At 57.1% G+C, this 25250-nt stretch carries 22 protein-coding genes; 12 read left to right on the forward strand and 10 right to left on the reverse strand.

All coding sequences use genetic code 11. The features are described 5' to 3' along the window. On the reverse strand, positions 1 to 203 hold a 203-nt coding region (locus tag BGP77_RS17235), incomplete at its 3' end, for an alpha-hydroxy-acid oxidizing protein (RefSeq protein WP_199224342.1). Between the two features lie 139 nt (positions 204 to 342). On the opposite strand from BGP77_RS17235, the gene modA reads away from it, so the two are divergent. The 10 genes from modA to BGP77_RS17285 all read left to right on the forward strand — a co-directional run bounded on the left by modA (position 343) and on the right by BGP77_RS17285 (position 12397). Then, a complete protein-coding gene (gene modA / locus BGP77_RS17240; protein WP_108166027.1) occupies positions 343 to 1101 on the forward strand; it encodes a molybdate ABC transporter substrate-binding protein in 759 nt (252 codons plus the stop codon). After that, a complete protein-coding gene (modB, locus tag BGP77_RS17245) occupies positions 1098 to 1790 on the forward strand; it encodes a molybdate ABC transporter permease subunit (RefSeq protein WP_108166028.1) in 693 nt (230 codons plus the stop codon). The genes modA and modB overlap by 4 nt, the downstream gene beginning before the upstream one ends. Then, positions 1787 to 2860: a molybdenum ABC transporter ATP-binding protein gene (modC, locus tag BGP77_RS17250; RefSeq protein WP_108166029.1), complete on the forward strand. Its 1074-nt coding sequence runs from the start codon at positions 1787 to 1789 to the stop codon at positions 2858 to 2860. Before modB ends, modC begins: the two co-directional genes overlap by 4 nt. A gap of 279 nt (positions 2861 to 3139) precedes the next feature. Next, positions 3140 to 4210, forward strand: a complete 1071-nt coding sequence (gene chvE / locus BGP77_RS17255; RefSeq protein ID WP_108166030.1) for a multiple monosaccharide ABC transporter substrate-binding protein — start codon at positions 3140 to 3142, stop codon at positions 4208 to 4210. Positions 4211 to 4266: 56 nt separating this feature from the next. After that, entirely contained in the window at positions 4267 to 5796 is a 1530-nt protein-coding gene (gene mmsA, locus BGP77_RS17260; protein WP_304572251.1) for a multiple monosaccharide ABC transporter ATP-binding protein, read from the forward strand. A gap of 2 nt (positions 5797 to 5798) precedes the next feature. Beyond that, entirely contained in the window at positions 5799 to 7001 is a 1203-nt protein-coding gene (gene mmsB / locus BGP77_RS17265) for a multiple monosaccharide ABC transporter permease (protein WP_108166031.1), read from the forward strand. A gap of 100 nt (positions 7002 to 7101) precedes the next feature. Then, entirely contained in the window at positions 7102 to 8871 is a 1770-nt protein-coding gene (locus BGP77_RS17270; RefSeq protein ID WP_108166032.1) for an IlvD/Edd family dehydratase, read from the forward strand. An 11-nt stretch (positions 8872 to 8882) separates the two neighbouring features. Continuing rightward, positions 8883 to 9653, forward strand: a complete 771-nt coding sequence (locus BGP77_RS17275) for an SDR family NAD(P)-dependent oxidoreductase (RefSeq protein WP_108166033.1) — start codon at positions 8883 to 8885, stop codon at positions 9651 to 9653. 216 nt (positions 9654 to 9869) lie between these two features. Beyond that, positions 9870 to 11456 (forward strand): aldehyde dehydrogenase (NADP(+)), encoded by a 1587-nt coding sequence (locus tag BGP77_RS17280; protein ID WP_108166034.1) that lies wholly within the window; start codon positions 9870 to 9872, stop codon positions 11454 to 11456. 20 nt (positions 11457 to 11476) lie between these two features. Further along, positions 11477 to 12397 carry an SMP-30/gluconolactonase/LRE family protein gene (locus BGP77_RS17285; RefSeq protein ID WP_108166035.1) on the forward strand — a complete coding sequence of 307 codons (921 nt, stop codon included), beginning with the start codon at positions 11477 to 11479 and terminating at the stop codon, positions 12395 to 12397. 161 nt (positions 12398 to 12558) lie between these two features. Here the strand turns inward: BGP77_RS17285 and araD1 are convergent, their stop codons facing one another. After that, on the reverse strand, positions 12559 to 13557 hold the full coding sequence (araD1, locus tag BGP77_RS17290; RefSeq protein WP_108166036.1) for an AraD1 family protein: 999 nt from the start codon (positions 13555 to 13557) through the stop codon (positions 12559 to 12561). A 167-nt stretch (positions 13558 to 13724) separates the two neighbouring features. Next, positions 13725 to 14450 (reverse strand): FadR/GntR family transcriptional regulator, encoded by a 726-nt coding sequence (locus tag BGP77_RS17295; RefSeq protein WP_108166037.1) that lies wholly within the window; start codon positions 14448 to 14450, stop codon positions 13725 to 13727. A gap of 183 nt (positions 14451 to 14633) precedes the next feature. On the opposite strand from BGP77_RS17295, the gene BGP77_RS17300 reads away from it, so the two are divergent. Then, positions 14634 to 15569: a hypothetical protein gene (locus BGP77_RS17300; RefSeq protein ID WP_108166038.1), complete on the forward strand. Its 936-nt coding sequence runs from the start codon at positions 14634 to 14636 to the stop codon at positions 15567 to 15569. Positions 15570 to 15573: 4 nt separating this feature from the next. Here BGP77_RS17300 and BGP77_RS17305 read toward each other — a convergent pair whose 3' ends face one another. From BGP77_RS17305 to BGP77_RS17335, 7 genes are all read right to left on the reverse strand, one after another. After that, positions 15574 to 16368 (reverse strand): ATP-binding cassette domain-containing protein, encoded by a 795-nt coding sequence (locus BGP77_RS17305; protein ID WP_108166039.1) that lies wholly within the window; start codon positions 16366 to 16368, stop codon positions 15574 to 15576. Next, complete coding sequence (locus BGP77_RS17310) at positions 16365 to 17645, reverse strand: sugar ABC transporter permease (protein ID WP_108166040.1); 1281 nt, start codon at positions 17643 to 17645, stop codon at positions 16365 to 16367. Before BGP77_RS17310 ends, BGP77_RS17305 begins: the two co-directional genes overlap by 4 nt. A gap of 75 nt (positions 17646 to 17720) precedes the next feature. After that, positions 17721 to 18749, reverse strand: coding sequence for a D-xylose ABC transporter substrate-binding protein (xylF, locus tag BGP77_RS17315; protein WP_108166041.1), 1029 nt, complete (start codon positions 18747 to 18749; stop codon positions 17721 to 17723). A gap of 268 nt (positions 18750 to 19017) precedes the next feature. Continuing rightward, positions 19018 to 20628 (reverse strand): glycoside hydrolase family 43 protein, encoded by a 1611-nt coding sequence (locus BGP77_RS17320; RefSeq protein WP_108166042.1) that lies wholly within the window; start codon positions 20626 to 20628, stop codon positions 19018 to 19020. A 10-nt stretch (positions 20629 to 20638) separates the two neighbouring features. Further along, positions 20639 to 21484: a carbohydrate ABC transporter permease gene (locus tag BGP77_RS17325; protein ID WP_108166043.1), complete on the reverse strand. Its 846-nt coding sequence runs from the start codon at positions 21482 to 21484 to the stop codon at positions 20639 to 20641. Positions 21485 to 21493: 9 nt separating this feature from the next. Beyond that, a complete protein-coding gene (locus BGP77_RS17330; protein ID WP_108166044.1) occupies positions 21494 to 22444 on the reverse strand; it encodes a carbohydrate ABC transporter permease in 951 nt (316 codons plus the stop codon). Positions 22445 to 22580: 136 nt separating this feature from the next. Further along, the gene (locus BGP77_RS17335) at positions 22581 to 23846 is read right to left on the reverse strand and encodes an extracellular solute-binding protein (RefSeq protein ID WP_108166045.1); all 1266 of its coding nucleotides are present in this window, start codon (positions 23844 to 23846) and stop codon (positions 22581 to 22583) included. Between the two features lie 209 nt (positions 23847 to 24055). On the opposite strand from BGP77_RS17335, the gene BGP77_RS17340 reads away from it, so the two are divergent. Then, positions 24056 to 25240, forward strand: a complete 1185-nt coding sequence (locus tag BGP77_RS17340) for an ROK family protein (RefSeq protein ID WP_108166046.1) — start codon at positions 24056 to 24058, stop codon at positions 25238 to 25240. Positions 25241 to 25250: the final 10 nt, after the last annotated feature.

The following is a 25250-nucleotide window of genomic DNA, read 5'->3' on the forward strand; positions in this document are numbered from 1 at the left end:
TGGCTGATCATCGTGGTTTCGGTGGAGCGGTTGGTCATGTCGGCAGCGACGCGCTGACGGAACTTCAGTTGGTTAAAGTCGGTCTCATTGGCGCGGTAGGTCGATTCGGTCCAGGAACCGGAATCGGCGTAGTCGTAAAACATGCGCGGCACGCGGCGGCGGGCGAGTTGTTGGTAGTCGTGAATATCGCAGGGCTTGGCCATCGGATGTCTCGTCGTAAAAACAGTCGACGAACTCTAGTGGTGTGGCTAGCTGCCTGTCCATAGGCCTTTGTGCCTACCTTGCCTGTCTATTGATGATCGTCAATGATGGCGGCCCTATTACTGCGAATTCGATGTTGCCATGTCACTGTATCGCTTTATTGTTTTACTGCCGTTGTTGTTCGCCCAACCGCTTTGGGCCGCGACGGTGACCGCCGCTGTCGCCGCCAACTTCACCCGACCGATGCAGGCATTGGCCGATCGGTTTGAAGCCGAAACCGGTCATCAGTTGCGGCTTTCCTTCGGCTCATCCGGCCAGCTGTTTGCGCAGATTCAAAACGGCGCGCCCTTCGATGTGTTTCTCTCCGCCGATCAGGCCAAACCCGAGGCGTTGATCGACGCGGGCGATGCGCTCGCCGATTCACGGTTCACCTATGCCGTTGGTGCACTGGCGTTATGGTCGGCAACGCCAAATCGTATCCAAGACGGCGAAGCGCTGTTGCGCCGTGGCGATTTTAATCGTCTGGCCATCGCCAATCCGCGACTGGCCCCATATGGCGCTGCGGCGATGGATGTCTTGGGTCGATTGGGTTTGAACGAGCCGTTAGCCGATCACATCGTTCAGGGCCAGAACATCGCTCAGACGCATCAGTTTGTCGCCACCGGCAATGCCGATCTGGGTTTGGTGGCGCTGTCGCAGATCATCGAGGCTGGTCAAATCGCGAGCGGTTCCGCCTGGATCATTCCATCTGACTATTACCACCCTATCCGCCAGGATGCCGTCTTGCTCAGTCGAGCCCAAGACAATACCGCCGCCTTGGCGTTGCTGGCATTTCTGCGCAGCGACACCAGCCAGGCGCTGATTGAAACCTACGGCTATCACATTGAGGTGCCACAGTGACGCTCAGCCCGGCCGACTGGAACGCCCTCTGGCTGACGCTACGTCTGGCCAGCGTCTCAACCCTGGTGCTGCTGGTTTTAGGCACACCGCTGGCCTGGTGGCTGGCGCGCACGCGCCATTGGTTGAAAGGCCCGGTCGCAGCGCTGGTCGCCTTGCCGCTGGTATTGCCACCGTCGGTGCTGGGCTTTTATTTGTTGATTTCGCTCGGCCCGAACGGCCCCATTGGTCAGCTGACACAAGGTTTGGGCATCGGGTTACTGCCCTTCACTTTTGCCGGTCTGGTGGTTGGCTCGGTGCTCTATTCGCTGCCCTTTGTGGTGCAACCGATTCAGAACGCTTTTCAGGCCGTCGGCGATCGGCCACTGGACGCTGCCGCCACCTTGCGCGCCGGCCCCTGGGATCGCTTCTGGACAGTCGCGGTACCCCTGGCCAAACCCGGTTTTATCAGCGCCACCGTGCTCGGTTTTGCGCACACCGTTGGCGAGTTCGGCGTGGTGTTGATGATCGGCGGTAACATTCCGGATGAAACCCGTGTCGCCTCAGTACAGATTTACGACCACGTTGAAGCCCTGGCATACGATCAGGCGCATGCGTTGGCGGCGGTGCTGGTGGTGTTTTCCTTCGCTGCGCTGGCGACTCTCTATACGCTGCAGCGCCGCAACACGCACCTGAACTGGGGGCGCTCATGAGCGACGCCTTGCAACTGCGTTTTCAGCATCGTTATCCAGGTTTTGAACTGGACGTAGACCTGAGCCTGCCCGGCAAAGGTATCACCGCCATTTTTGGCCCGTCCGGCTGTGGTAAGACCACGTTGTTGCAGTGCATCGCGGGTTTGGAGCGCGCCCAGCTTGGCCAATTAACCGTCGCCGATCAGCGCTGGCAGGACGACAACCAGTTCCTGCCCACCCATCGCCGTCCACTCGGCTATGTGTTTCAGGAATCGAGTTTGTTCGAGCATCTGAACGTCGCCGGCAACCTCGACTACGCCGCCAAGCGCGCCGACGCTGGCAAGGCTGCATTATCGCGTTCCGCGATCATCGAATTACTGGGTTTGGATACCTTGCTGCGCCGCCGGACCTTTGAGCTGTCTGGCGGTGAACGCCAGCGGGTTGCTATCGCGCGCGCCTTGCTGGTCAATCCCAGCCTGTTGCTCATGGACGAACCTTTGGCCTCGCTCGACAACCCGCGACGCGCGGAGATTCTGCCCTATCTGGAAACCCTGCACGACGAGTTGGCTTGCCCGATTCTCTACGTCAGCCACGCCGCTGACGAAGTCGCCCGTTTGGCTGATCATCTGGTGGTCATGGACGCTGGCCGGGTTCATAGCAGTGGCCCGCTGACCGAGTTGCTCAGCCGCGCCGACGATCCACTTCGCCTCGGTGATCAAAGCGGCGTGGTGGTGGAAACCCGCCTCGCTGAACGTTCCGACGACTGGGGTTTGATGCGTCTGGAAAACGGCGCGCTCAGTCTCTGGGTCGGCGACAACGGCAAAGCGCTGGATGATCGGATTCGAGTCCGCATACTGGCGCGCGATGTCAGCCTCAGCCTCAGCGAAGCCACCGACTCGAGCATTCTTAACCGCCTGCCGGCGCGCATCATTCAACTCGCCGACAGCGGCAACGCCAGCGTGACCGTGCAACTGGACATCGGCCATCAGACCTTACTGGCCCGCCTGACCCGCCGTTCCGTTGCCGAACTCAGCCTGCAACCCGGCCAGACGGTCTGGGCACAAATTAAGTCGACCGCCCTGCTGCGCTGACCGCGTGTTTCTTTGCAGACATCGGTTGCGCATAAAATCTTATTATAATACATTTAATTTCAATCGAGCCTGACGGCCCGGTGCAGCGCCCATCCCAACAACAAATACAGCAGGGGATGCGCCGTTCCCGGATTTGATCTGTGGTACCGATCAAACCGCGCTGCAAAGCACACAATCCCGAAAAAAGCGCCATCGCTCGGTCCGCCGACGAGGCCAACCAACAACAATATTGCTGGCGGCAGTGGTTCACAGCGCTGTAACGCCTAGGGAGAACAACTCATGACTGTCTTTAAGACCGCAGCCCGGCTGTGCGCTCTGTCGCTCGCCACTACCCTGACCGCAACCCTGGCCACTCAGGCCGCCGCTGAAACCGTCGGCATCGCCATGCCCACCAAGTCGTCCGCGCGTTGGATTTCCGACGGCGAAAGCATGGTGCGCCAGTTCGAAGAAGCCGGTTACGACACCGACCTGCAATACGCCGAAGACGATATTCCGACGCAACTGTCGCAAATTGAAAACATGATCGTTAAAGGCGTTGATGTTTTGGTCATCGCGTCCATCGATGGCACAACGTTGTCGTCCGCCCTGCAACAAGCGTCCGACCTGGGTATCGAAGTAATCGCTTACGATCGCCTGATTCGCGGCTCGGAAAATGTCGACTACTACGCCACCTTCGACAACTTCCAGGTCGGTGTACTGCAAGCACAATACATCGTCGATGCGCTGGAACTGGCTGACGGAGATGGCCCGTACAACATCGAACTGTTCGGCGGTTCGCCCGATGACAACAACGCTTACTTCTTTTACAACGGCGCCATGTCGGTGCTGCAACCTTACATCGACAACGGTCAGTTAGTGGTCCGCTCCGGCCAGACCGGCATGGATACTGTGTCCACCCTGCGCTGGGACGGTTCGGTCGCTCAGGCGCGTATGGATAACCTGCTGTCGGCTTACTATTCCGATGCGCGCGTCGATGCGGTGCTGTCGCCTTACGATGGTTTGTCCATCGGCATTATTTCCTCACTGAAGGGCGTCGGTTATGGCAGCGGCGATCTGCCGATGCCGGTGATCACCGGTCAGGACGCCGAAGTGCCGTCGGTGAAATCCATCCTCGCCGGCGAGCAAACCATGACGGTCTTTAAAGACACCCGCGAACTGGCACGCGTCACCGTCGGTATGGTCGATGCGCTGTTCCGTGGTACCGAACCGGAAATCAACGACACCTCTACCTACGACAACGGCGTCAAAGTCGTGCCGTCCTATTTGCTGGTACCCATCAGTGTCGATGAAGACAACTGGGAAGACGTACTGGTCGACAGCGGTTACTACAGCGAAGACGAGATTCGCTAAGGCCCTTCGCCGACTGGTTCTGCCGGTCGGCCTTTTTTATTGAGCGAGGGTGCGCAGTGAACACCATTTTAGAAATGCGCGGCATCACCAAAACGTTCCCGGGTGTCAAAGCGCTCGACAACGTCAACCTGGCGATCCGCGACGGCGAAATTCACGCTCTGGTGGGCGAGAACGGCGCTGGCAAATCAACGTTAATGAAAGTCCTCAGCGGCGTGCATCCGCACGGCAGCTACGACGGCGATATTCTGTTCGACGGTGAAATACGATCGTTCAAATCCATCGCCGACAGCGAACGCCTGGGCATCATCATCATTCATCAGGAACTGGCGCTGGTGCCATTATTGTCGATTGCCGAGAACATTTATCTGGGCAACGAACAGGCGCAGAAAGGCGTGATCGACTGGCCCCGCAGTTACGCCCAGACCGAAAAACTGCTTGCCAAGGTGGGGCTCAGTGAAGCACCGGGCACGCCGGTCGGCGAACTGGGTGTCGGCAAACAACAGTTGGTGGAAATCGCCAAGGCGTTGTCGAAAAACGTGCGCCTGCTGATCCTGGACGAACCCACCGCCAGTCTCAACGAAGCCGAAAGCGCAGCCTTACTGGAACTGCTGAAAGAGTTCCGCGCCCAGGGCATTACCTCGATTCTGATTTCGCACAAACTGAACGAAGTGAAACAGGTAGCCGACACCGTCACCGTGTTGCGCGATGGCGCCACCGTCAGCCGACTCGATTGTTCCACTGAAACCATCAGCGAAGACCGCATCGTCGCCGACATGGTTGGGCGTTCATTGTCAGATCGTTTTCCACCGCGCACACCCAACATCGGCGACATTGTTTTTAAAGTGCGCGACTGGAATGTGTTCCACCCACAGCAATCCGATCGTCAGATTATTCGCAACGTCAGCCTCGATGTGCGCGCCGGTGAAATCGTCGGCATTGCCGGCTTAATGGGCTCCGGTCGCACTGAACTGGCGATGAGTATTTTTGGTCGTTCCTACGGCCAGAAAATCAGCGGCGAGGTCACCCTGCACGACCAACCCATGGACGTGTCCAGCGTGCAGCGAGCCGTCGGTTCCGGCCTGGCTTACGCCACCGAAGACCGCAAAACCTACGGCCTGGTATTGGACGACACCATCAGCCGCAATGTGTCGATGGCCAACCTCGGCGCAGTCAGCCGGGCGGCCATTATGGACGACCACTATGAAGACAGCGTCGCCGAAGGTTACCGCCACAAGATCAACATCAAGACGCCGCACGTCCAACAAAAGGCCGTGAATTTATCCGGCGGTAATCAGCAGAAAGTGGTGCTGTCGAAATGGCTGTTTACCGACCCTGAAGTGCTCATCCTTGATGAACCGACGCGAGGCATCGACGTGGGCGCCAAGTACGAAATTTACAGCCTGATCAACGAACTGGCGGCACAGCACAAAGCCATCATCGTCATCTCTTCAGAAATGCCCGAACTGCTCGGCATCAGCGATCGCATCTACGTGATGAACGAAGGCGAGCTGATCGGCGAGCTGCCACGCGAGCAGGCATCGCAAGAAACCATTATGACGATGATCATTCAATCCGGGAGACACTGAAGATGTCGACACAAGCATCCGTGGACCAACCCAAAGCGACGCAACCGTCGCTCGGTGGTTTCTTTAAATCGCATCTGCGCGAGTACGGCATTCTGATCGCCCTGGTGGTGATCATGGCGCTGTTCCAGTTTTTAACCGACGGCATATTGTTGAAGCCGTTAAACCTGACCAATCTGTTTTTGCAGAACTCCTACATCATCATCATGGCGCTGGGTATGTTGATGGTGATCGTCTGCGGGCATATCGATCTGTCGGTCGGGTCGGTGCTCGGTTTTATCGGCGCATTGGCGGCGGTGATGATGGTGCAGTGGGGCTGGCCGGCGCCGGTGACCTTTGTCGCCTGTCTCGTCGTCGGCACGCTGATCGGCATGGCCCAGGGTTACTGGATTGCCTATTACCGCATCCCGGCCTTCATCGTCACACTCGCTGGCATGCTGGTGTTTAAAGGCCTGACGCTGTGGTTACTCGGTGGTCAATCGGTGGGTCCGTTTCCGGAAACGTTCCAGAAACTGAGCACCGGTTTCCTGCCCAATCTTTTGCCGGGCGAAGGCTTCCATCTGACCTCCATGTTGCTTGGCATCGCGGTCGCCGCGCTGCTGCTCTACTTCAACATTCGAGCCCGCGCCAAGCAGGCACAGTACGGCGCCGCGCGTGAGCCATTGCAATTTTTCTGGCTGCGTAATGGGTTAATTGCCGCGGCGGTGATCTACATCACCTATCTGCTGTCGACCTATAAAGGCCCGCCCAATGTGCTGATCCTGATGGCATTGCTGATTTCCATCTACACCTTCGTCACTCAGCGCACCACCTTCGGCCGCCGCATCTACGCCATCGGTGGTAACGAAAAAGCCGCCATGCTGTCGGGCATCAACACCAAACGTTTGACCTTCTTAACCTTCGCCAACATGGGCATGTTGGCGGCGCTGGCTGGCATGGTGTTCGCGGCTCGTCTGAACATGGCGACTCCCAAAGCGGGGCTCGCGTTCGAGCTGGATGTCATCGCCGCCGTCTTTATTGGCGGCGCCTCCATGCGCGGCGGCTCCGGCAAAATCATCGGTGCGGTGATCGGTGCGTTAATCATGGGCGTGATGAACAACGGCATGTCCATTCTCGGCGTCGGCATTGACTGGCAACAGGTGATTAAAGGCCTGGTGCTGCTCGCCGCGGTGATCTTCGACGTTTACAACAAGAACAAGAGCGGCTGAGCGGCCTTCCTTTTCAGCACAGCAAGCCGGGCGACCGGCTTGACAGTTGCTCTGATCGTTTCGACTATTTGTATTATTTTATTATTTATAGGGTAACGCCATGACGTCTAGTAACGGCAAGGGTAACGGCAATGGCAGCAAACCGAATTCGAGCACGCAGTTGCGCTCGCAACAATGGTTCGGTACGCGCGACAAAAACGGTTTTATGTATCGCTCCTGGATGAAAAATCAGGGCATTCCCGATCATCATTTCGACGGCCGGCCGATCATTGGCATCTGCAACACCTGGTCGGAATTAACACCGTGCAACGCTCACTTTCGGCAAATCGCCGAACGGGTAAAAAACGGCATTCGCGAAGCCGGCGGTGTGCCGGTGGAATTCCCGGTGTTTTCCAACGGCGAATCCAACCTGCGCCCCACCGCCATGCTGACACGCAACCTGGCGTCCATGGATGTCGAAGAAGCCATTCGCGGCAACCCCATCGACGGCGTGGTGCTGCTCACCGGTTGCGACAAAACCACGCCTGCCCTGCTGATGGGCGCCGCCAGTTGCGATGTGCCCTCCATTGTCGTCACCGGCGGGCCGATGCTGAACGGCCAGCACCATGGCGAGCCGGTCGGTTCCGGCACCTTGGTGTGGCGGCTGCACGAAGACTACAAAGCCGGCAAGATCGGCCTGCAGGATTTTCTCGCTGCCGAAGGCGGCATGTCGCGCTCAGCCGGCACCTGCAACACCATGGGCACGGCCTCGACCATGGCCTGCATGGCCGAGTCACTCGGTGTCAGCCTGCCGCACAACGCGGCCATTCCGGCGGTCGACTCACGCCGTTATGTGCTGGCGCATCTGTCCGGCATGCGCGCGGTGGAAATGGTGCACGAAGATCTGAAACTCTCGAAAGTGCTGACCCGCGATGCGTTCTTGAACGCTATCCGCACCAACGCCGCCATCGGTGGGTCCACCAATGCGGTGATCCACCTCAAGGCCATTGCCGGCCGCGTCGGGGTCGAGCTGGAACTGGACGACTGGAATCAGGGCCGCGAAGTACCCACCTTGGTGAACCTGCAGCCATCCGGCCAATACCTGATGGAAGAGTTTTATTACGCCGGTGGTTTGCCGGCGGTGTTGCGTCGTTTGAATGAAGCCAAACTGATCAAAGGCGATTGCCTGACCGTCAATGGCCAGTCTCTGGCTGACAACGTTAAAGACGCGCCGTGCTACAACGACGAGGTGATTCGCCCACTCGACAATCCGTTAATCGCCAGCGGCGGCATCTGCATTTTGCGCGGCAATCTGGCACCACGCGGCGCAGTGCTGAAACCCTCGGCGGCGAGTCCGGAGCTGATGAACCACCGCGGCCGCGCCGTGGTGTTCGAAAACTTCGACGACTACAAAGCCCGCATTAACGACCCGGATCTCGACATCGACGCCAGCTGCGTCATGGTGCTGAAAAACTGCGGTCCCAAGGGCTACCCGGGCATGGCCGAAGTGGGCAACATGGGGCTGCCGCCGAAGCTGCTCAAAGCAGGCGTGACCGACATGGTGCGCATTTCCGATGCGCGCATGAGCGGCACAGCGTTTGGCACGGTGGTACTGCACGTTGCGCCCGAGGCGATGGAACTCGGCCCGCTGGCCGCGGTGCGCAATGGCGACATCATCCATCTGGATGCCGATGGCGGTGTGTTAAACCTCGACATCAGCGATGACGAACTCGAACAGCGCCTACAAGAACTGCGTGCCGACCATATCATCGCCCGCGACGGCGGCTACCTGGAACTCTATCGCGATCGGGTGCTGCAGGCCGACGAAGGCTGCGACTTCGACTTTCTGGTCGGCTGCCGCGGCGCCGCCGTGCCGGCCCATTCGCACTGACCGGAGGCAAGATGCAACTGAGTAATCGTTACCCCAGCCTGGATGGCGCTGTCGTCTTTATTACCGGCGGCGGCTCCGGAATTGGTGCGGCGCTGGTCGAGGCCTTTGCCGACCAGAACGCCACCGTGGTGTTCGTCGATATTTTAAAAGACGAATCCGTTGCGCTGGCAAAAACACTGAATGATCGACTCGGCAGCGAGCGGGTTTATTTCCACCACTGCGATCTGATCAACGTCGAACAACTGCAACAAATTATCCACAACACCGGCGAACGTTTCGGCCCGATCAAAGCGCTGATCAACAACGCCGCTCAGGATACCCGCCACGATTTTCGCGAGGTCACACCCGAGTATTGGAACGAGCGCATCAACATCAATCTGCGTCCGCAGTTCTTTGCCGCCCAGGCCGTGTACGAACAAATGAAAAATGCCGGTGGCGGTTCCATCATTAATTTCGGTTCGATGAGCTGGCACGAATGCCAGGGCAACATGACCGGCTACACCACGTCCAAAGCGGCCGTGCTCGGCATGACCCGAGGCCTCGCCCGCGACATGGGCCCGGACCGCATCCGTGTAAACACGCTGACGCCGGGCTGGGTAATGACTGAACGGCAACTGGCTAATTGGGTCAACGAAGACACCAAGGCGGAGATTCACAGCAGCCAGTGTTTGAAGGAAGAACTTTTTCCGGAACACATCTGTTCAATGGCGTTGTTTTTGGCATCGGACGATAGCCGGATGTGTACGGCACAAGACTACATCGTCGATGGCGGATGGATCTAATTGCGGGACAAAGGCGTTTTTCGATGCCCGTTCGCGTCGTCAAAGAGCCTGTCACTGCGTTGAGAAAACTTGAAATAGCGCTGCTATTCCTGCGCTTCCTCGCCTTGTGACAGACACTTTGACTTTGCTCCTTGGGCACCGAAAAACACCTTTGGCCCGCTGAAAAATCAAAGAACGACTGAGAGAAATCGAATAGACAAACACGGAGACAGCCTTATGAGTATTACCGGTAAGCAATTGATCGGCGGCAACTGGCAGGCCGGAGATGCCGGCAGTTATCAGGCCGTCAACCCGGCCACGGGTGAATCGATCGGTCCAGAGCTGAGCTTTGCCAGTGAAGAGCAGGTTCGTGCGGCAACGGCGGCAGCGGCTGAAGCGGCGCCGGTTTTTGCCACGACCAGTCTGGAAGATCGCGCGGCATTTTTAGACGCCTGCGCCGAGGAAATTATGGCGCTGGGCGACGCGTTGCTTGAACGCGTCAGTCTGGAAACCGGTTATCCGCTTGCCCGTGCCGAGAACGAACGCGGCCGTACCTGCAATCAGTTAAAGATGTTCGCGGGCGTTGTTCGCGCCGGTGATTTTCTCGATGTGCGCATCGATTCGGCGCTGCCCGAGCGCACGCCACCGCGTCCGGATTTACGCTTTGTTAAACAGGCGCTCGGCCCGATCGCTGTGTTCGGTTCGTCCAATTTTCCGCTGGCCTTTTCTGCCGGCGGCGGCGATACCGCCTCGGCTCTGGCAGCCGGTTGCCCGGTCATTGTCAAAAGCCACAACTCTCACCCAGGCAGCGGTGAATTGGTCGCTCAGGCGCTCGCCAAAGCGGCTGAAAAATGCGCCATGCCCGCTGGGGTCATCAACTTTTTGGCCGGTGAGGGTAACGCCATCGGTGCCCAGTTAGTCACCGATGCGAAGGTGAAAGCGGTGGGCTTTACCGGCTCCTATCGTGGCGGTTCAGCGCTGCAACAATTAGCCAGCAATCGACCCGACCCGATTCCGTTTTTTGGCGAGATGGGGTCCATTAATCCATTGGTGGTTTTACCCGAAGCCTTGCGAGCTGACGCGGAGAATATCGCCAGCGGTTTTGTGGGGTCGCTGACTTTAGGCACCGGCCAATTCTGTGTGAACCCCGGTCTGGTGTTTGGCATCGCTGGCGACGAACTGGAAACCTTTATCAATGCCACTGCCCAGGCGCTGAACGATCAACCCGCCGGCGTTATGTTGAACCAGGGCGTGGCGGGTGCTTATCAAAAAGGCGCTGACACCCTGGCTCAGCAAAGCGGCGTAAAACAGGTCGCCGCCGGTGCCGAACCGGGCGCCCAAGGTTATTGCGGCCAGGCCCGGTTGTATCGCGTTTCGGCTCAGGATTTCCTGGCCAACCTGGCGTTGCAGGAAGAAGTGTTTGGGCCAACATCGCTGGTCGTAGTGTGCGATAACGCGGCACAGTTAACCGAGGTGACCAACGCGCTTTCCGGTCAGCTAACCGGTACACTGCACGGCACCGACGCTGAACTGGGTCAGCACGCATCGCTGATACGCGCCTTGGAACAACGCGTCGGCCGACTGGTCTTTAACGGTTTCCCGACCGGCGTAGAAGTCTGTGAAGCGATGATGCACGGTGGTCCGCATCCGGCGTCGAGCGATACGCGTTTTACCTCAGTCGGCACCGCGGCGATTGATCGGTGGCTGCGCCCGGTCTGCTATCAGAACAGTCCGGCCGGTGTGCTGCCACCTGCGCTGCAAGACGCCAACCCCTGGCAACTGCGTCGCCGGGTAGATGGCCAATGGCAAACCGGCTCGCATTAAGCGAGCCTTTGGGAGCATGAATGACGGATCAACTGGAACTGCTGTTCAGCCTGGATTTGGGCAATGAATTGGGCGAAGGCGTGCAATGGCATCACGCCAGCCAAACGCTGTGGTGGACCGATATCCACCAAAGCCGGCTGTATCGCTACGACTGGGCCAGTCAGCAACTGGCCGACTGGCACACGCCCGACCGGCTGACCTCCTTCGGCGTTCTCGACACCCAACCAATCCGCCTGCTTGTCGCCTTTGCCAGCGGCTTTGCGCTCTATGAACCCGACAGCGGCGACTGCCAATGGCTGGCGCAACCGGAACGGCATTTGCCGAGCAATCGTTTCAACGACGGCCGGGTGGATCGCCAGGGCCGTTTCTGGGCGGGCACCATGCAGGACGCTCCTTCCGACACGGGCGACCGTCAACCGGTTGGTACGCTCTACCGACTCGATTCAACCGGCGCCACGCCGGTGATCAATGACCTGACCATTCCCAATACGCTGTGCTGGTCACCAGACAGCCAGCAGATGTTTCACGCCGATACACCGACTGGCCAAATCCGTCGCTACGATTTCGACACCAAAACCGGCGACATCAACAACGAAGTGCTCTTCGCCAAAGCACCCCGCGGTTACCCCGATGGTGGCTTGATCGATGCTGACGGTTACCTGATGTGTGCGCTCTTCGGCGGCAGCGCGGTGGCGCGGTTTAATCCGGCGGGCGAGCTGGTGGCACTGCATGAATTACCAGCGTCGCAACCTACCTGCGTCTCCCTCGGCGGCCCCGATCTGAACGTTCTTTTTGTAACGTCAGCCACCGAAGCCATGAGCGACGAACAACTCAAAGCCGAGCCCAAAGCCGGCAGCCTGCTTGCTTACGCAACGCCTTACAAAGGCCTGCCGGAATGCACGCCGGATGCGGCTTTGTTGCCGCAGCCGCTGAGTGAATAATTAACTTTCAAGACAGACGGCCGAGCACAATGGAGTGTTCGTCAGCGGGCGCTTTGCTGGCGGGCGTCGGCACACAGGGATGTGTGCCGTCGAGCTTACAGGGATGTACTCGCAGCGGACCGCCAGCAAAGCGCCCGCTGGCGAATACGGCCCAAGGGCACTCACAGTCCCTTAACTGTTACTAACTTCTCATCACCAACCGTCTTCAGCGGATTACGCAACGCCCGCCCAAAAGCCTCGGCTTCGATTTCAAAAACATCGCCTTCCTGAGCCTCAATACCATCAGCAAAACTCAGGGTCGCCGTGCCGAAAAAATGCAGATGCGCATCACCCGGGCGACGGAATAATTCATACTTAAAATGATGATGCTCCAGGTTCGCCAGGCTGTGACTCATATTGGCTTCGCCGGATACAAAGGGCTTCTCCCAAACCACGTTATCGCCACGGCGCAGTCGCGACATGCCATTAATTTCCTGCGGCAAATCGCCCACCAATAATTCCGGACCCACCGCACAAGGGCGCAATTTTGAGTGCGCCAGCAACAGATAATTCTGCCGTTCAGTCTGGTGATCGGAAAACTCATTACCCAGCGCAAAACCCAATCGCCATGGCTGGCCATGATCATCAACGACATAACAACCGACGATCTCCGGTTCTTCACCTCCGTCAAGTGCAAAAGCCGGTGAACGTAAGGCCGCGCCCGGCGCAGCAACAATGCTGCCATCGCCTTTATAAAACCACTCCGGCTGAGCGCCAACTTGCCCACTTGCCGGCTTACCGCCTTCCACGCCCTGACGAAACATCTTCATGCTGTCGGTCAGTTCGGCGTCGCTTTTGCCGTCGGTTTTAGCGTGCATGCTGTCGCGGGTATCGGCACTGCCCAGATGCGTTAAGCCGGTGCCCGTCACAAACAAATGCGCCGGATCCGGGTGAGCAAAGGGAGGCAGCAGACGCTGCTCATCGACGAGTGTCTGATAATCCAGACGCTCATCAGTCGCTCCGCGCTCTACCGCTTCTTCCAAGCTGATGCCCTCACTGATGGCGCGCTTTGCCAAATAATACAGTGAACTCTCCGGGCTGATCGCCTGAATCTCAGTGTCGGAAATAACCCGGCCAATCGCCGGTTGCCCGCTTTCGGTTAGGTACTGAATCAGTCGCATCGTTTTTCCTTTTTATTGTTGGTCATCGCGCTGATATCGGATGAAACACCAATTTGTACTATAATATCACATAGAAAAAACAGACTAACGCTCCCACCTGAGCCCGTCAACAGTTCAACAAAGACGAGAAAGTCAGAAACGACTTGGGAAATCGAGACAGTGGCGCTTCAGGCAGTTTTGCCTGGCTGGTCGAGTTCACTTTCGATAAACCGCAGCGCTTCATCAATCAGCGCATACATGGCATCGCGCGCTTCGTCCGGTTGCTGGCGTTCGATGGCATCGAGCACCTTGCCATGGTCAGCCACCACACCGGCCGGATTGCTTTTAATCACGTTGGTGTGACGGATGCTCACATTCAGAGCGGTCCGGGTGAAATCGCGCATGCGAATAAAGAAGCGGTTTTCGCTGGCGTAGAGAATGCTGATGTGGAAATCGATATCGGCCTCAAGCGCGGCTTCCGGGTCTTTGCCACGCGCGGCTTCCATACGATCCAAAGCGCCGTGAATCGCTTGTATCCGTTCTGGGTTTGCGTGGCGTGCTGCCAGCCAGGCAGCTTCGGGCTCGATGGCGATGCGCATCTGCAAAAATTCCTGCAACACCCGCATCGATGGGTTACTTTCCAGCGACCAGCGCAGCAGATCCGGGTCGAGAATGTTCCACTCTTCTTCCGGCAAGACACGAATGCCCTGGCGCTGACGGCTGGAAATCATGCCTTTGGCCGACAGCATTTTTACCGCCTCACGAACCGCGGTGCGGCTGACGCCAAAGTCTTCACAGAGCACGGCTTCACTGGGCAGACTTTCATGAACATTGTATTCGCCACACACAATGGCGCGCCCCAATTCCTGGGTCATGCGCTGTGACAAGCTCAGATTTCGTTCCAGTACCGCCATTAGGTTCTCTCAGCCGGGAGATGGTATCGATATGCCGAGTCGGCATGAATAATTATCTTATAATAACACAGGCGAACGATGAGGCTCCATTACGGCCAGCCTGCGGGCTTGATGCACCGAAATGGTGTCATTTTTTTATCAGAGGGGCTATATTCCAAAACATAATAAAATGTTCACTGGCCCATGAACGCACCTTCGCTTTACGCCGCGATAGACCTCGGCTCCAACAGCTTCCATCTGGTTGTTATGCGCTCGGATGGCGCTCACTTGCAATCCATTGAGTGCAAGCGTGAATTAGTGCGTCTCGCCGCAGGCGTAGATAACACCACCGGACGCCTCACCAAAGAAGCCCGTAATCGGGCATTACGCTGTCTCACTCATTTTCACGATGCACTCAAACAAATTCCCGATGCCCATATAACGGCCGTTGGCACCAGTGCGTTTCGCAGTCTGATGGGCGATGCCCAGTTTTTAAGTCAGGCAGAAACGGCGCTGGGACAACCCATCCGCATTCTCAGTGGTGAAGATGAAGCACGCTATATTTATCGGGGGGTGTCTCAGGGTCGCGACGAGCATGCTCGTCGATTTGTGTTGGACATTGGTGGCGGCAGTACCGAACTCATTGTCGGCAGTGGCCGCCAGGCTGAAGTGGTTGCCAGCCTCGATTTAGGGTGTGTAACCCTAACCAGCCAGTTCCTCAATGAAGACCGCCTGACCAACGAACAATTGGCCGCGTGCGAGGCTCAGGTGGACGCTCAGATCGCCACCGTCAGTGATCGCTTTAAAGACGTTCAGTGGGATGACGTCATTGGTTCATCCGGCAGCATTAAAGCCGTCAGTTGGGCGTTGAGCAATCTGGGCTTAATTTCCGACGGACTGATTGAACGCCGTCAGCTCGATCGATTGCATCCGGTGTTAACGCAAGCCGAAAGCCAGCAACAGTTATCGCAACTGTTGGAATTAAACCCGCGTCGCATTGCGGTATTTGCCGCCGGCTACATCATTTTGCATCGCGTCTTTCATGCTTTCGATCTCGATTCAATGCGCATTTCTCATCAGGCCATTCGTGAGGGCCTGATCGATGAAATGATCGAACCGGCCCTCGTTGTCGGCGGTTAATTACTCAGGCGGATTCCTCCACCAGCGCGCCAGGCCCGGCGGTTGCCGCCACCGGGCATTTACCCAGAATAATCATCCCCAGCACATCGTCCTTGGTCACGGCATTCACCGGTGCGGTGCCAACCAATTGACCGTTTTTCATGACGCTGACGCGATCGGACAAATCAAACACATCGTGAATGTCGTGACTGATTAAAAAGATACCGATGCCCTGTTGTTTCAGGTTTTGAATTAACTGGGAAACCTGAGCGGTTTCTTCCGGCCCGAGCGCTGCCGTCGGTTCATCCATAATCAGAATGCGCGCGTTAAAATACAGCGCCCGGGCAATAGCGACCGACTGACGCTGACCTCCCGACAAAGCCCGAACCGGGTCTTTAAAGCGTTTAAAGTTCGGGTTCAGCCGGCCCATCACTTCGCGACAGGCCGCTTCCATGGCCGCGTCGTCCAAGGTTCCCCAGGCAGTGCGTAACTCACGCCCGAGAAACAGATTGGCAGCCGCATCGACGTTATCGGCCAAGGCCAGTGTCTGATAGATGGTCTCAATGCCCAGTGCTTTCGCATCACGCGGATTATTAATGGTGACCGGTTGCCCATTGATGCGAATCTCGCCGCCTTGTTTTTGGTAAGCGCCCGAGAGAATTTTGATCAAGGTCGATTTACCGGCGCCGTTATGGCCGAGTAAACCGACCACCTCGCCGGGATACAAATCGATGGACACGTCATCCACCGCCTTGATGCCGCCAAAAGCGATGGAAATGTTATCCATCGCCACCAAAGGCACTTGATTTGAGTTGGTCATAACGTCGCCCTCTTGCGGTACAGCGAATCGACCCAGACAGCCAGCACCAGCACCAAACCGACCACCATGTTTTGCAGCGGTGTATCGACACCCACCAACACCATGCCCGATTGCAGTGACTGCATGACCAACGCACCGAGCATGGCACCGGCCACTTTGCCAACGCCGCCCGCCAGCGATGTGCCACCGATCACCGCAGCGGCAATCACATAGAGTTCGTCGAGCGTGCCTTGCGCATTGGTTGCTGCATTGAGACGCGCCGTGGAAATAGCCGCGGCAATGGCCGCCAGAATGCCCATTAAAATAAAGACTTTCATGATCACCCAGCGGGTGTTCACACCGGCCAGTTCCGCCGCTTCCGGGTTACCGCCAATGGCAAACACATAGCGACCAAAACGGGTGCGGGTGGCGATAAAGGTCATGACAATGCCCACCGCCACCGCCATCAACACCGGCACGGCAAAGCCATGAGAAATGACCAGTCCGCCTTCCGGCACGGCCATGCCCTGGGCTTCAGCGTACCGAGCGGCAACACGCGTCGGCCAGTGGTAGGCATTGGCAACGGCCGCAGCGCCTAAAACAGCCGAGCAATAAACCACACCCATCACCACCTCGGCCCAGACCGGACGTAAGGGAAAGTGATGCAGCCGACGACGGCGACGGCCCAGTAACAAGCCAGCGATGATCAGCGCGCAGAATGCGATGGCGATCAGCCAGGTCACCGGTCCCCCGACCGATCCTTCCGGACCGCCGCCCATCATTTGAAAGTGACTGTCCATGGGGGCGACCGTGCGTCCAGAAGTCACCAACCAGGCCGCACCGCGCCAGGCGAGCAAGCCACCTAGGGTGACAATAAAGGCAGGCACCGCCAGATAGGCGATCACGAACCCTTGTAACGCGCCAATCAAAGCGCCAGCGCAAATGCCAACTGACAAAGCGATTAACCAGGTCAAGGGGTGGTCATAACCGATCAGCGCGGGCAGCAGTTCGGCTTGAGTGACGCCGATGATCATACCGGTGACACCCAGCACCGAACCGACCGACAAATCAATATTGCGCGTGACAATGACCAGCACCATGCCAGTCGCCATCACCGCCACCGAGGCCGTTTGGACGCTGAGATTCCACAAATTACGCGCGCTGAGAAAAGCGCCATCGCTGGCCAGGCCAAAGCCGAGCCAGATCACCGCCAGTACCGCGACCATACCGAGAATGCGCAAGTCGGCTTCGGTCGCGGCAAAAAAGCGTTTCACGGGATTGGCGAGAAGAGTCGCCATGGACTGAGCTCCTTTATGCAAGGATTAAGATCAACTGGAATGGCAAGCCGGGCGAACGCCCGGCTCATTCAAATCTCAGTTACAGACAGCGACCTGACCGGACGGAACGCCCTGACAGACGGTGGCACGATCAACCCAACCCGCGTCGATCACTTCATTGAGGTTATCGCGGGTGATCGGCAGCGGCGCCAGGAAGATGGCGTTCATGGCCACACCATTGGGGCCATCACTCCAGGTGGTCGCGCCGGGAATGTCGTCCAGCGGCGTACCGCTGGCCATCAGAAAGGCGATGTTGGCGGCGGCTTTGCCCAGCTCACGAGCGTCTTTCCACACCGAGACGGTTTGAGTGCCCAGCGCAATGCGGTTCAGTGCCGCGTGGTCACCATCCTGACCGGAAACAGGCACAACGCCATCCAGCCCCTGTGCCGATAACGCGGATACCACGCCACCGGCAGTGCCATCATTGGACGCAACCACCGCATCCACCGCGTTATCGTTAGCGGTCAGAAACTGTTCCATGTTGCGTTGCGCATTGGCGGGAATCCAACCGTCGGTATAAGCCTCACCGACAGTACGTATGGCGCCACTGTCGATCGCACCTTGCAGCACATCCAATTGACCGGCGTGCAGGAAATCCGCATTGGGATCGGCAGGCGAGCCTTTGATAAATACATAGTTACCCGTTGGTTGCTGCTCAAACACCGCGCGCGCCTGCAGTCGGCCAACTTCGCGGTTGTCGAAAGTCAGGTAAAACGCATCCGGGTTTTCAATAAGACGGTCGTAACCAACCACCGGAATGCCTTCATCGGCAGCGGCTTGAACGGCCGGTCCAATGGCGCTGGAATCCTGCGCCAGAATGATCAGCGCATCGGCGCCGTTGGCGATCAGGCTTTCCACGTCGGTTAACTGCTTGGCGGCCGACGATTGCGCATCGGCAGAAATGTAGTCAGCACCGAGGCGATCGAGCGCACCTTTAATGGCAGCTTCGTCGGTTTTCCAGCGTTCTTCCTGAAAGTTGGACCAGGACACGCCAACGGTGATGTCGTGGGCAAGGGCAGGAAGGGCACAAACACTCAGGCCGAGTGCGATCAGCGTACGTTTCATGAATTGCTCCTAGCTTGTCTGCGTTGTTGTTGTTATTGCGCTACAGCCATCGAAGGAGAACTTCGATATTATTTTTATTACGCGAATTTATTCTTCTCGAAAAAGACCACGACAGTCAATAGAAAGGCCGAATACTTTGGTATTAGGTTGTTTTTCGCACTGTTTTAGTGATTTTTTATTCCGGAGGCGAATAAAAAAGACCCGGTCGTCTTCCAAGACAAACCGGGCCAGGGGGCACCGCAGGACGAACGAAAATCCTCAGTCGGCGTTAGCTGTGCTCCTGATAATGAAAATCCGCAAAGTCGGCGACACGCGCCGTGCCGGCCAAATCCTGAGCGGCCATTCCGACGAAGGCGCCGGTAAAGTTATTGCCGGCCCCGGTACCTGCTTCATCGCTGAGCCAGGAATGCTCAAGTTTAAAAGGCAGCAGCTGCCATTCATCGCCGGCCACGGCATAGGAGAAATACAGGTGCTCGTCATGCACCTCGGCGCGAAGCGCAACTGGCCCCGACGGCAAAGCAATGGGCGAATCACAAAGCGGATACAGTGCATGGCCATTGCTGTCACCCTGACAGCTCATCACCGCCAAACAACGACCCAGCTGCTCGTCGAAACTTACATATAAATAGTGATATTTGCGCGAGTTGTAGTAGCACACCAAACCCGCCATTTGCTGAAAATGCTCCGGCTCAAATTCGAGCGTGGTGGTTGCGGTGAAGCGATGGGCCTGTTGTCTGCGCGCCACCAGCGCCGAGCGAAACAAACTGCCCAGCGACTCGCGACCAAAAAGACGCAGATAACCCGGGCGCTGCGTCAGGCTGAACAACTGGTCGGGGTATGGCGTACGCAACCATTGAAAGGCCATGGGCAATTCTGCACTGGAAAAATCGTTGTATTCATCTCGCGGTTGCGGAGCCTGTTTCACGTTCACACCCTTGGGTGGAACAACCGCCACTCTGGGTGTCGGGTCATCGTCCAGCGGCCAGGGCCAGCCATCGTCACGCCATTCCAGACGCTGAATAGCGGTCTCCCGCCCTAAAGGACTGCGACCACGATTGCGTAACGGCCGGCTGCACAGATGTACTAAAAAGGTCTCGCCTGCCGGTGTTTCTACCCAGTCGCCATGACCGGCGCGTTGCAAGTGCGCCTCTGAGTTCGTGCGCGCGGTGGTGATGTGCGTCAGCGGATGCAGCTCATAAGGGCCATCGATATTGCGCGACCGCGCCAGCGTGCAGGCATGATCGTATTCGGTGCCCCCTTCGGCGGTGAGCAAATAATAATACCCATCGCGTTTATACAGATGCGGCCCCTCTTCCATGCCCAGCTTGCTGCCATGAAAAATTGTGCGCACCGGACCAAAGGGCCGCAGCGTCTCAGTGTCTAATTGCTGCAACACGATGCCACCGAACGACGGCTTGTCCGGCCGGTAATCCCACAGCATATTGACGAACCATTTGCGGCCGTCATCGTCGTGAAACAGCGACGGATCAAAGCCGCTGGAATTCACATAAACCGGGGCACTCCAATCACCATCGATGGTGGCACACGTCGTAATGTAATTGTGCGCATCTTTGGCGTCGCCGCTGTGGCGTTTTACGTCGGTATAAACCAGATAAAACACACCCTCGCTGTACGTCAGGCACGGTGCCCAAACGCCACAGGAATCCGGATTGCCGCGCATATCGAGCAGCTCCGGCCTGTTCAGTGGGCGCGCTACCAAGGTCCAATTCACCAGGTCAGTTGAATGGTGAATCTGCACCCCGGGATACCATTCAAAGGTGGACGTGGCGATGTAATAATCCGACCCCACCCGGCAAATGGACGGATCCGGATTAAAGCCTGGCAGAATCGGATTTTGGATATGAATATCAGTACTCATCGAAGCCCCACTAACCCTTAACAGCGCCACCGGTTAAACCGGCAACGATGTATTTTTGCGCGAATAAAAAGAACACCACCGCTGGCAAAATGGTGATGGTGATGTAGGCCAGAATGCGGTTCCATTCCGCGCCGTATTGACCACGAAATTCCATCAGACCCAACGGCCAGGGATAGACCGACGAATCGTTCAGCATGATCAGCGGGAAGATGTAATTATTCCAACTTTGCACCAACACAAACACGCCGACCGTCGCCAGAATCGGTTGCGACAGCGGAATCACAATGCGCCAGAAAAAGCGGCCATAACCACAGCCATCGACCAACGCGGCTTCAAATAAATCTTTGGGTAATTGTTCAAAAAAAGTGCGAAATAACAGCACACTCATCGCCAGCCCAAACGCCACCTGCGGCAGAATGACACCGGCATACGTATCAAGCAGACCCAGATCCCGGATCTTAATAAATAGTGGCAGAATGGCGGTGGCGCCGGGAAACATCATGCCCAGAATGACGTAGGAATACAGATAGTGACGGCCGGCGAATTTGATGTGCGAAAAGGTGAACGCCAGCATCGATGCCAGTATTAACACCAACGCCACGGTAAAGCCGGTGATCAGAACGGAGTTGCCCAGCATGCGCCAAGTATTCGGACTGATCAGAATATCCCAGTAAGCACTGGTCTGCCAGACCTCGGGTAAACCGAGCGGATTGGCGCGCAGTTCGCCCTGAGTTTTAAAACCACCAAGCACGGTAATCCAGAACGGCAACAGCACAAAGGCGGCGGTAATCGCCATCAACCCCCAACGTGCGATGCGCGCTGAATAACCGATTTCGAGTTGAGTATTTTCGGTCATCACAATCTCCTAGTCGCGCTGGCGCATCACAAAGCGCTGATAACTGAAAGCAAATACCGCGCAGGCCAGAAACAGCACCACCGCAACGGCACTGCCAAAACCGACGCGCGTACGCACGATGCCGAACTCATATAAATAGGTAACGATGGTGTGCGCCGAGCCACCCGGGCCACCGGATTGCACCAGGGGCATCGCCATCTCGAAAAACTGCAAAGCACCAATGACGCTGAAGAAAATGGATAAGCGAATCGCCGGCCAGATCAGCGGCAGTTTGACCTTGATGATGATCTTCCAGGGGCTGGCGCCATCGAGCTTGGCGGCTTCAATCATGTCGTCGGAAATGCCTTGCAACCCGGCGATGTAGATCATCATGTGGTAACCAAAGTACTTCCAGATCACCACCACTAAAATGGCATTGAACGCCCAATCGGAATCCGCCAGCGGATAGAAGGCTTCCATATTGAAGGCGCTGGTAACGGCAGCGACTAAACCGGTTCCGCCGTCGTAGATAAACCGCCAGATCAAACCGGCGACGACGTCAGCAAGAATAAAAGGCAGAAAAAAGATCAGCCGGAACAGATTATTGACCCGGCTTTTTGATGCCACCGCAAGCGCTACAGCCATGGCCAGCGGCAGTTGAATGGCCAGAGAAATCAGTACAATTTTCAGCGTATTCCACACCGCAACATGAAACACATCGTGTTGCAGCATCTGCGCAAAATTGCGCAAGCCAACCCAGCGTCCGCCTTCGGACAGTTCGGTAAAACCGTTCCACCGGAAGAACGAATAAACGCCGGATTCGCTGATGGGCAAAATAACAAAGAGCGTAAATACCGTCAGCGCCGGCGGCAAAAACAACAACAGCGTTGTCAGTCGACCGCCGGAGTTATTGCGATAAAACCAACTGTTCAGTCGTTGACGCCAGCTGGATGCTTGAGACGGCAAAGTCTGGGTGCTCATTACGATGACCTAAGTAACGCGACCGGTCGTTGCCTGCTGAGCTAACCCCCAGACAACGCCGGTTATTTTTATTGTTTAGCCATTATGCATTCACAGGCATAACGGCGGTATCAAAGCCGATTGGATTATCGACTGTTCAGCGGAAATCCCAGGCTTCCTGAATGCGTTCAACCGCACCTTCTGGGTCTTCATCACCGGAGGTCAGTTCGGCAGAAATGTCGTTGATCACACCACCGACATCGGCGCCCAGAGCCTGGTCCCAGAACACCTGATGCCAGGATGAACGCGCGATGTTTTCGGCAATGACCTTCATGTGCGGGTTTTGCACCGCGCTTTCAGCGCCACGCGCGACCGGAATGATGATGTCCTGCTCGGCCAGTTTGGCCTGATTTTCCGGCGACAAGAAGAAGGTCAGCCATTCAACCGCGGCATCGGTGCCGTTGCCTTCGGTAAAGGCCCAGCCATCCACCCCCCCCAGGGTAGCACTGGGGTCGCCATCACCACCGGAAACCGCCGGGAAGCTGAAGTAACCCAGATCATCGTCATTGACGCCCTCGCCGCTTTCGCTTTCCGAACGCTGCACGCCAATATCCCACTCACCCATCAGATGAATAGCCGCCTGGTGATTGCCAAAGACGTTGGCCGCTTCGTTGTACTTGGCGCCCAGATAACCGGGCTGGAACGGATCCAGATCGGCCAGGCGTTGCAACTCTTCACCGGCGCGAACATAGGCGGGGTTATCGAAGCTGGCTTCGTCGGCGAGAATGTCGTTGAACAAGTCCTGTCCGCCAATGCGCATGGCCAGATAGGTCCAGTAAAAGTGCAGCGGCCAGCGTTCACCACCACCGGCGGCGATCGGGGTGATGCCAGCGTCTTTAATGTCCTGAACGACGGCCAGGAAATCATCCCAGGTTTCGATGTCGTCCGCCGAGACACCGGCTTCTTCAAACAGCCGTTTGTTGTACCAGAAACCGACCTGAGCCAGTCGATACGGCGCGCCATAGAGACGGCCGTCAATTTCAAAGGCCGATAAGGCTCCGGGCGAAATGTTCTCCCGCAGGCCATCGGCCTGGTCGGTAATGTCCGCCAGCAGACCGGAGGTGGCACGGGTGCGGTAGTTGGCACCGCCAAAACTCCAGTACAGATGCGGTTTAGCTGACGATTGCAGCAGCGTCGGCAGGCGTTGCTTCATCGCCGAATCGTCCTGGAATTCCAGATTAACCTGAATGTCCGGGTGCTGGGCTTCAAAATCCTGACGGATCTCTTCCCAGGCGGCGCGGATTTTTTCGTCTTGTTGGTTGTGCAACACATTAACAACGTCGTCTGCTTGCACACCAACAGCGGCGGCAGTCAGGCTGAGCGCCGCCAACGAGGCTGGCAGCAGGGTCTTGAGGCGAGTCATGGTTGGGTCCTCTTGGTTTTTTGTCTTTGTTTTACCAAGGCAGCGTCTGGCGACGCTCCGGGACTTAGCGGTCTTTGCCACTAAATTTACGTCTCAAACTAAATAGACCACAACCGCCTTCGCGATGTCAAAATATTTTCGAGAGTCGACTAAAAAGTATCGAAACCCTAAACTGGCGGACTTGTCCGAACAGAGTCAGAGCCGGCTGCATGAAGAAGACCGACACCGAACAAATCCGCGCCGCTAACCGCGTCGACATCATCAACGCCCTGCGCGTTTTCGGCCCTGTGGCCCGCGTCGATATTGGCCGTATTACCAAGCTGAGTCCGGCGACGGTGACCGCGATCACCTCTGAATTGGCTGGCGAAGGCGTCATTGAAGAAGTGAATGCCCCAACACCCAGCACCGGGCGTGGCCGTCCACGCGTGTTGATCGACCTGAACCCGAATCACGCCTGTGTGCTGGGTATCAAGCTGTCGATCAATGAAATCCGGCTGATGCTCGGCGACCTAAAAGGCAACATCCTGGCCGAAAGCGTGGTGACTGCGAAAACTCAGGCCCATGATCAGGCGTCGTTAAATGAGATGCTGGTCAGCCAGGCGCAACGCTTTATGGCCGACTATCCCGAGCAGGCACAACGCCTGGTCAGCCTGGGCATTGCCATTCAGGGCTTTGTCGACGTCCATGCGGGCGATGTGGTGTGGAGCCCGGCGTTGAACATGCGTCACGTCAACCTGACCCGGGCGCTGGAAGAAGCGTTTAACTGCCCGGTGGAGCTGGCCAACGACGCCAATTGCATCGCCTACGCCATTCACAAACAACCCGACTACGCCGATTGCCGCGACTTCGCGGTCATCATGATCGGCTACGGTGTGGGCGGTGGTTTGATCGTCGGTGGCGAACTCTACAGCGGTCACTTTGGTGCCGCTGCCGAATTCGGTCACACCAAATTCAGTCACGAAGGCCCGCAATGCGCCTGTGGCAAACGCGGTTGCATCGAAGCGTATGTCGCCGATTACGCGCTCTATCGAGACGCCAGTGCAGTGATGGATCTGCCCGCCACCGACCGCCGTCACCCATCGGAAAAACAGATGGGCCGACTCACCCAGCTGGCCGTCGACGGTGATGCCGCTGCCAGTCGCTTATTTCATCAGGCCGGCAAAGCACTGGGGTTTGGCATTGCGAACATCCTGGCGTTACTGAGTCCGCAAAAGGTGGTTGTGACCGGCCCGGGCGTACGCGCGTTTGAACAGATGCAGGCGGGTATTGTGGAAGGCATTGATGATTCATTGATTCCGGAACTGATCGGCCGCGCCGACATCGATCCCTACCCCTGGTCACTGGACATGACCGGCAAAGGCATCATTGCGCTGGCGTTAAAACATTTCCGTTAACGGTTGGTTC

The organism is Saccharospirillum sp. MSK14-1 (assembly GCF_003054965.1).
GTDB lineage: Bacteria > Pseudomonadota > Gammaproteobacteria > Pseudomonadales > Natronospirillaceae > Saccharospirillum.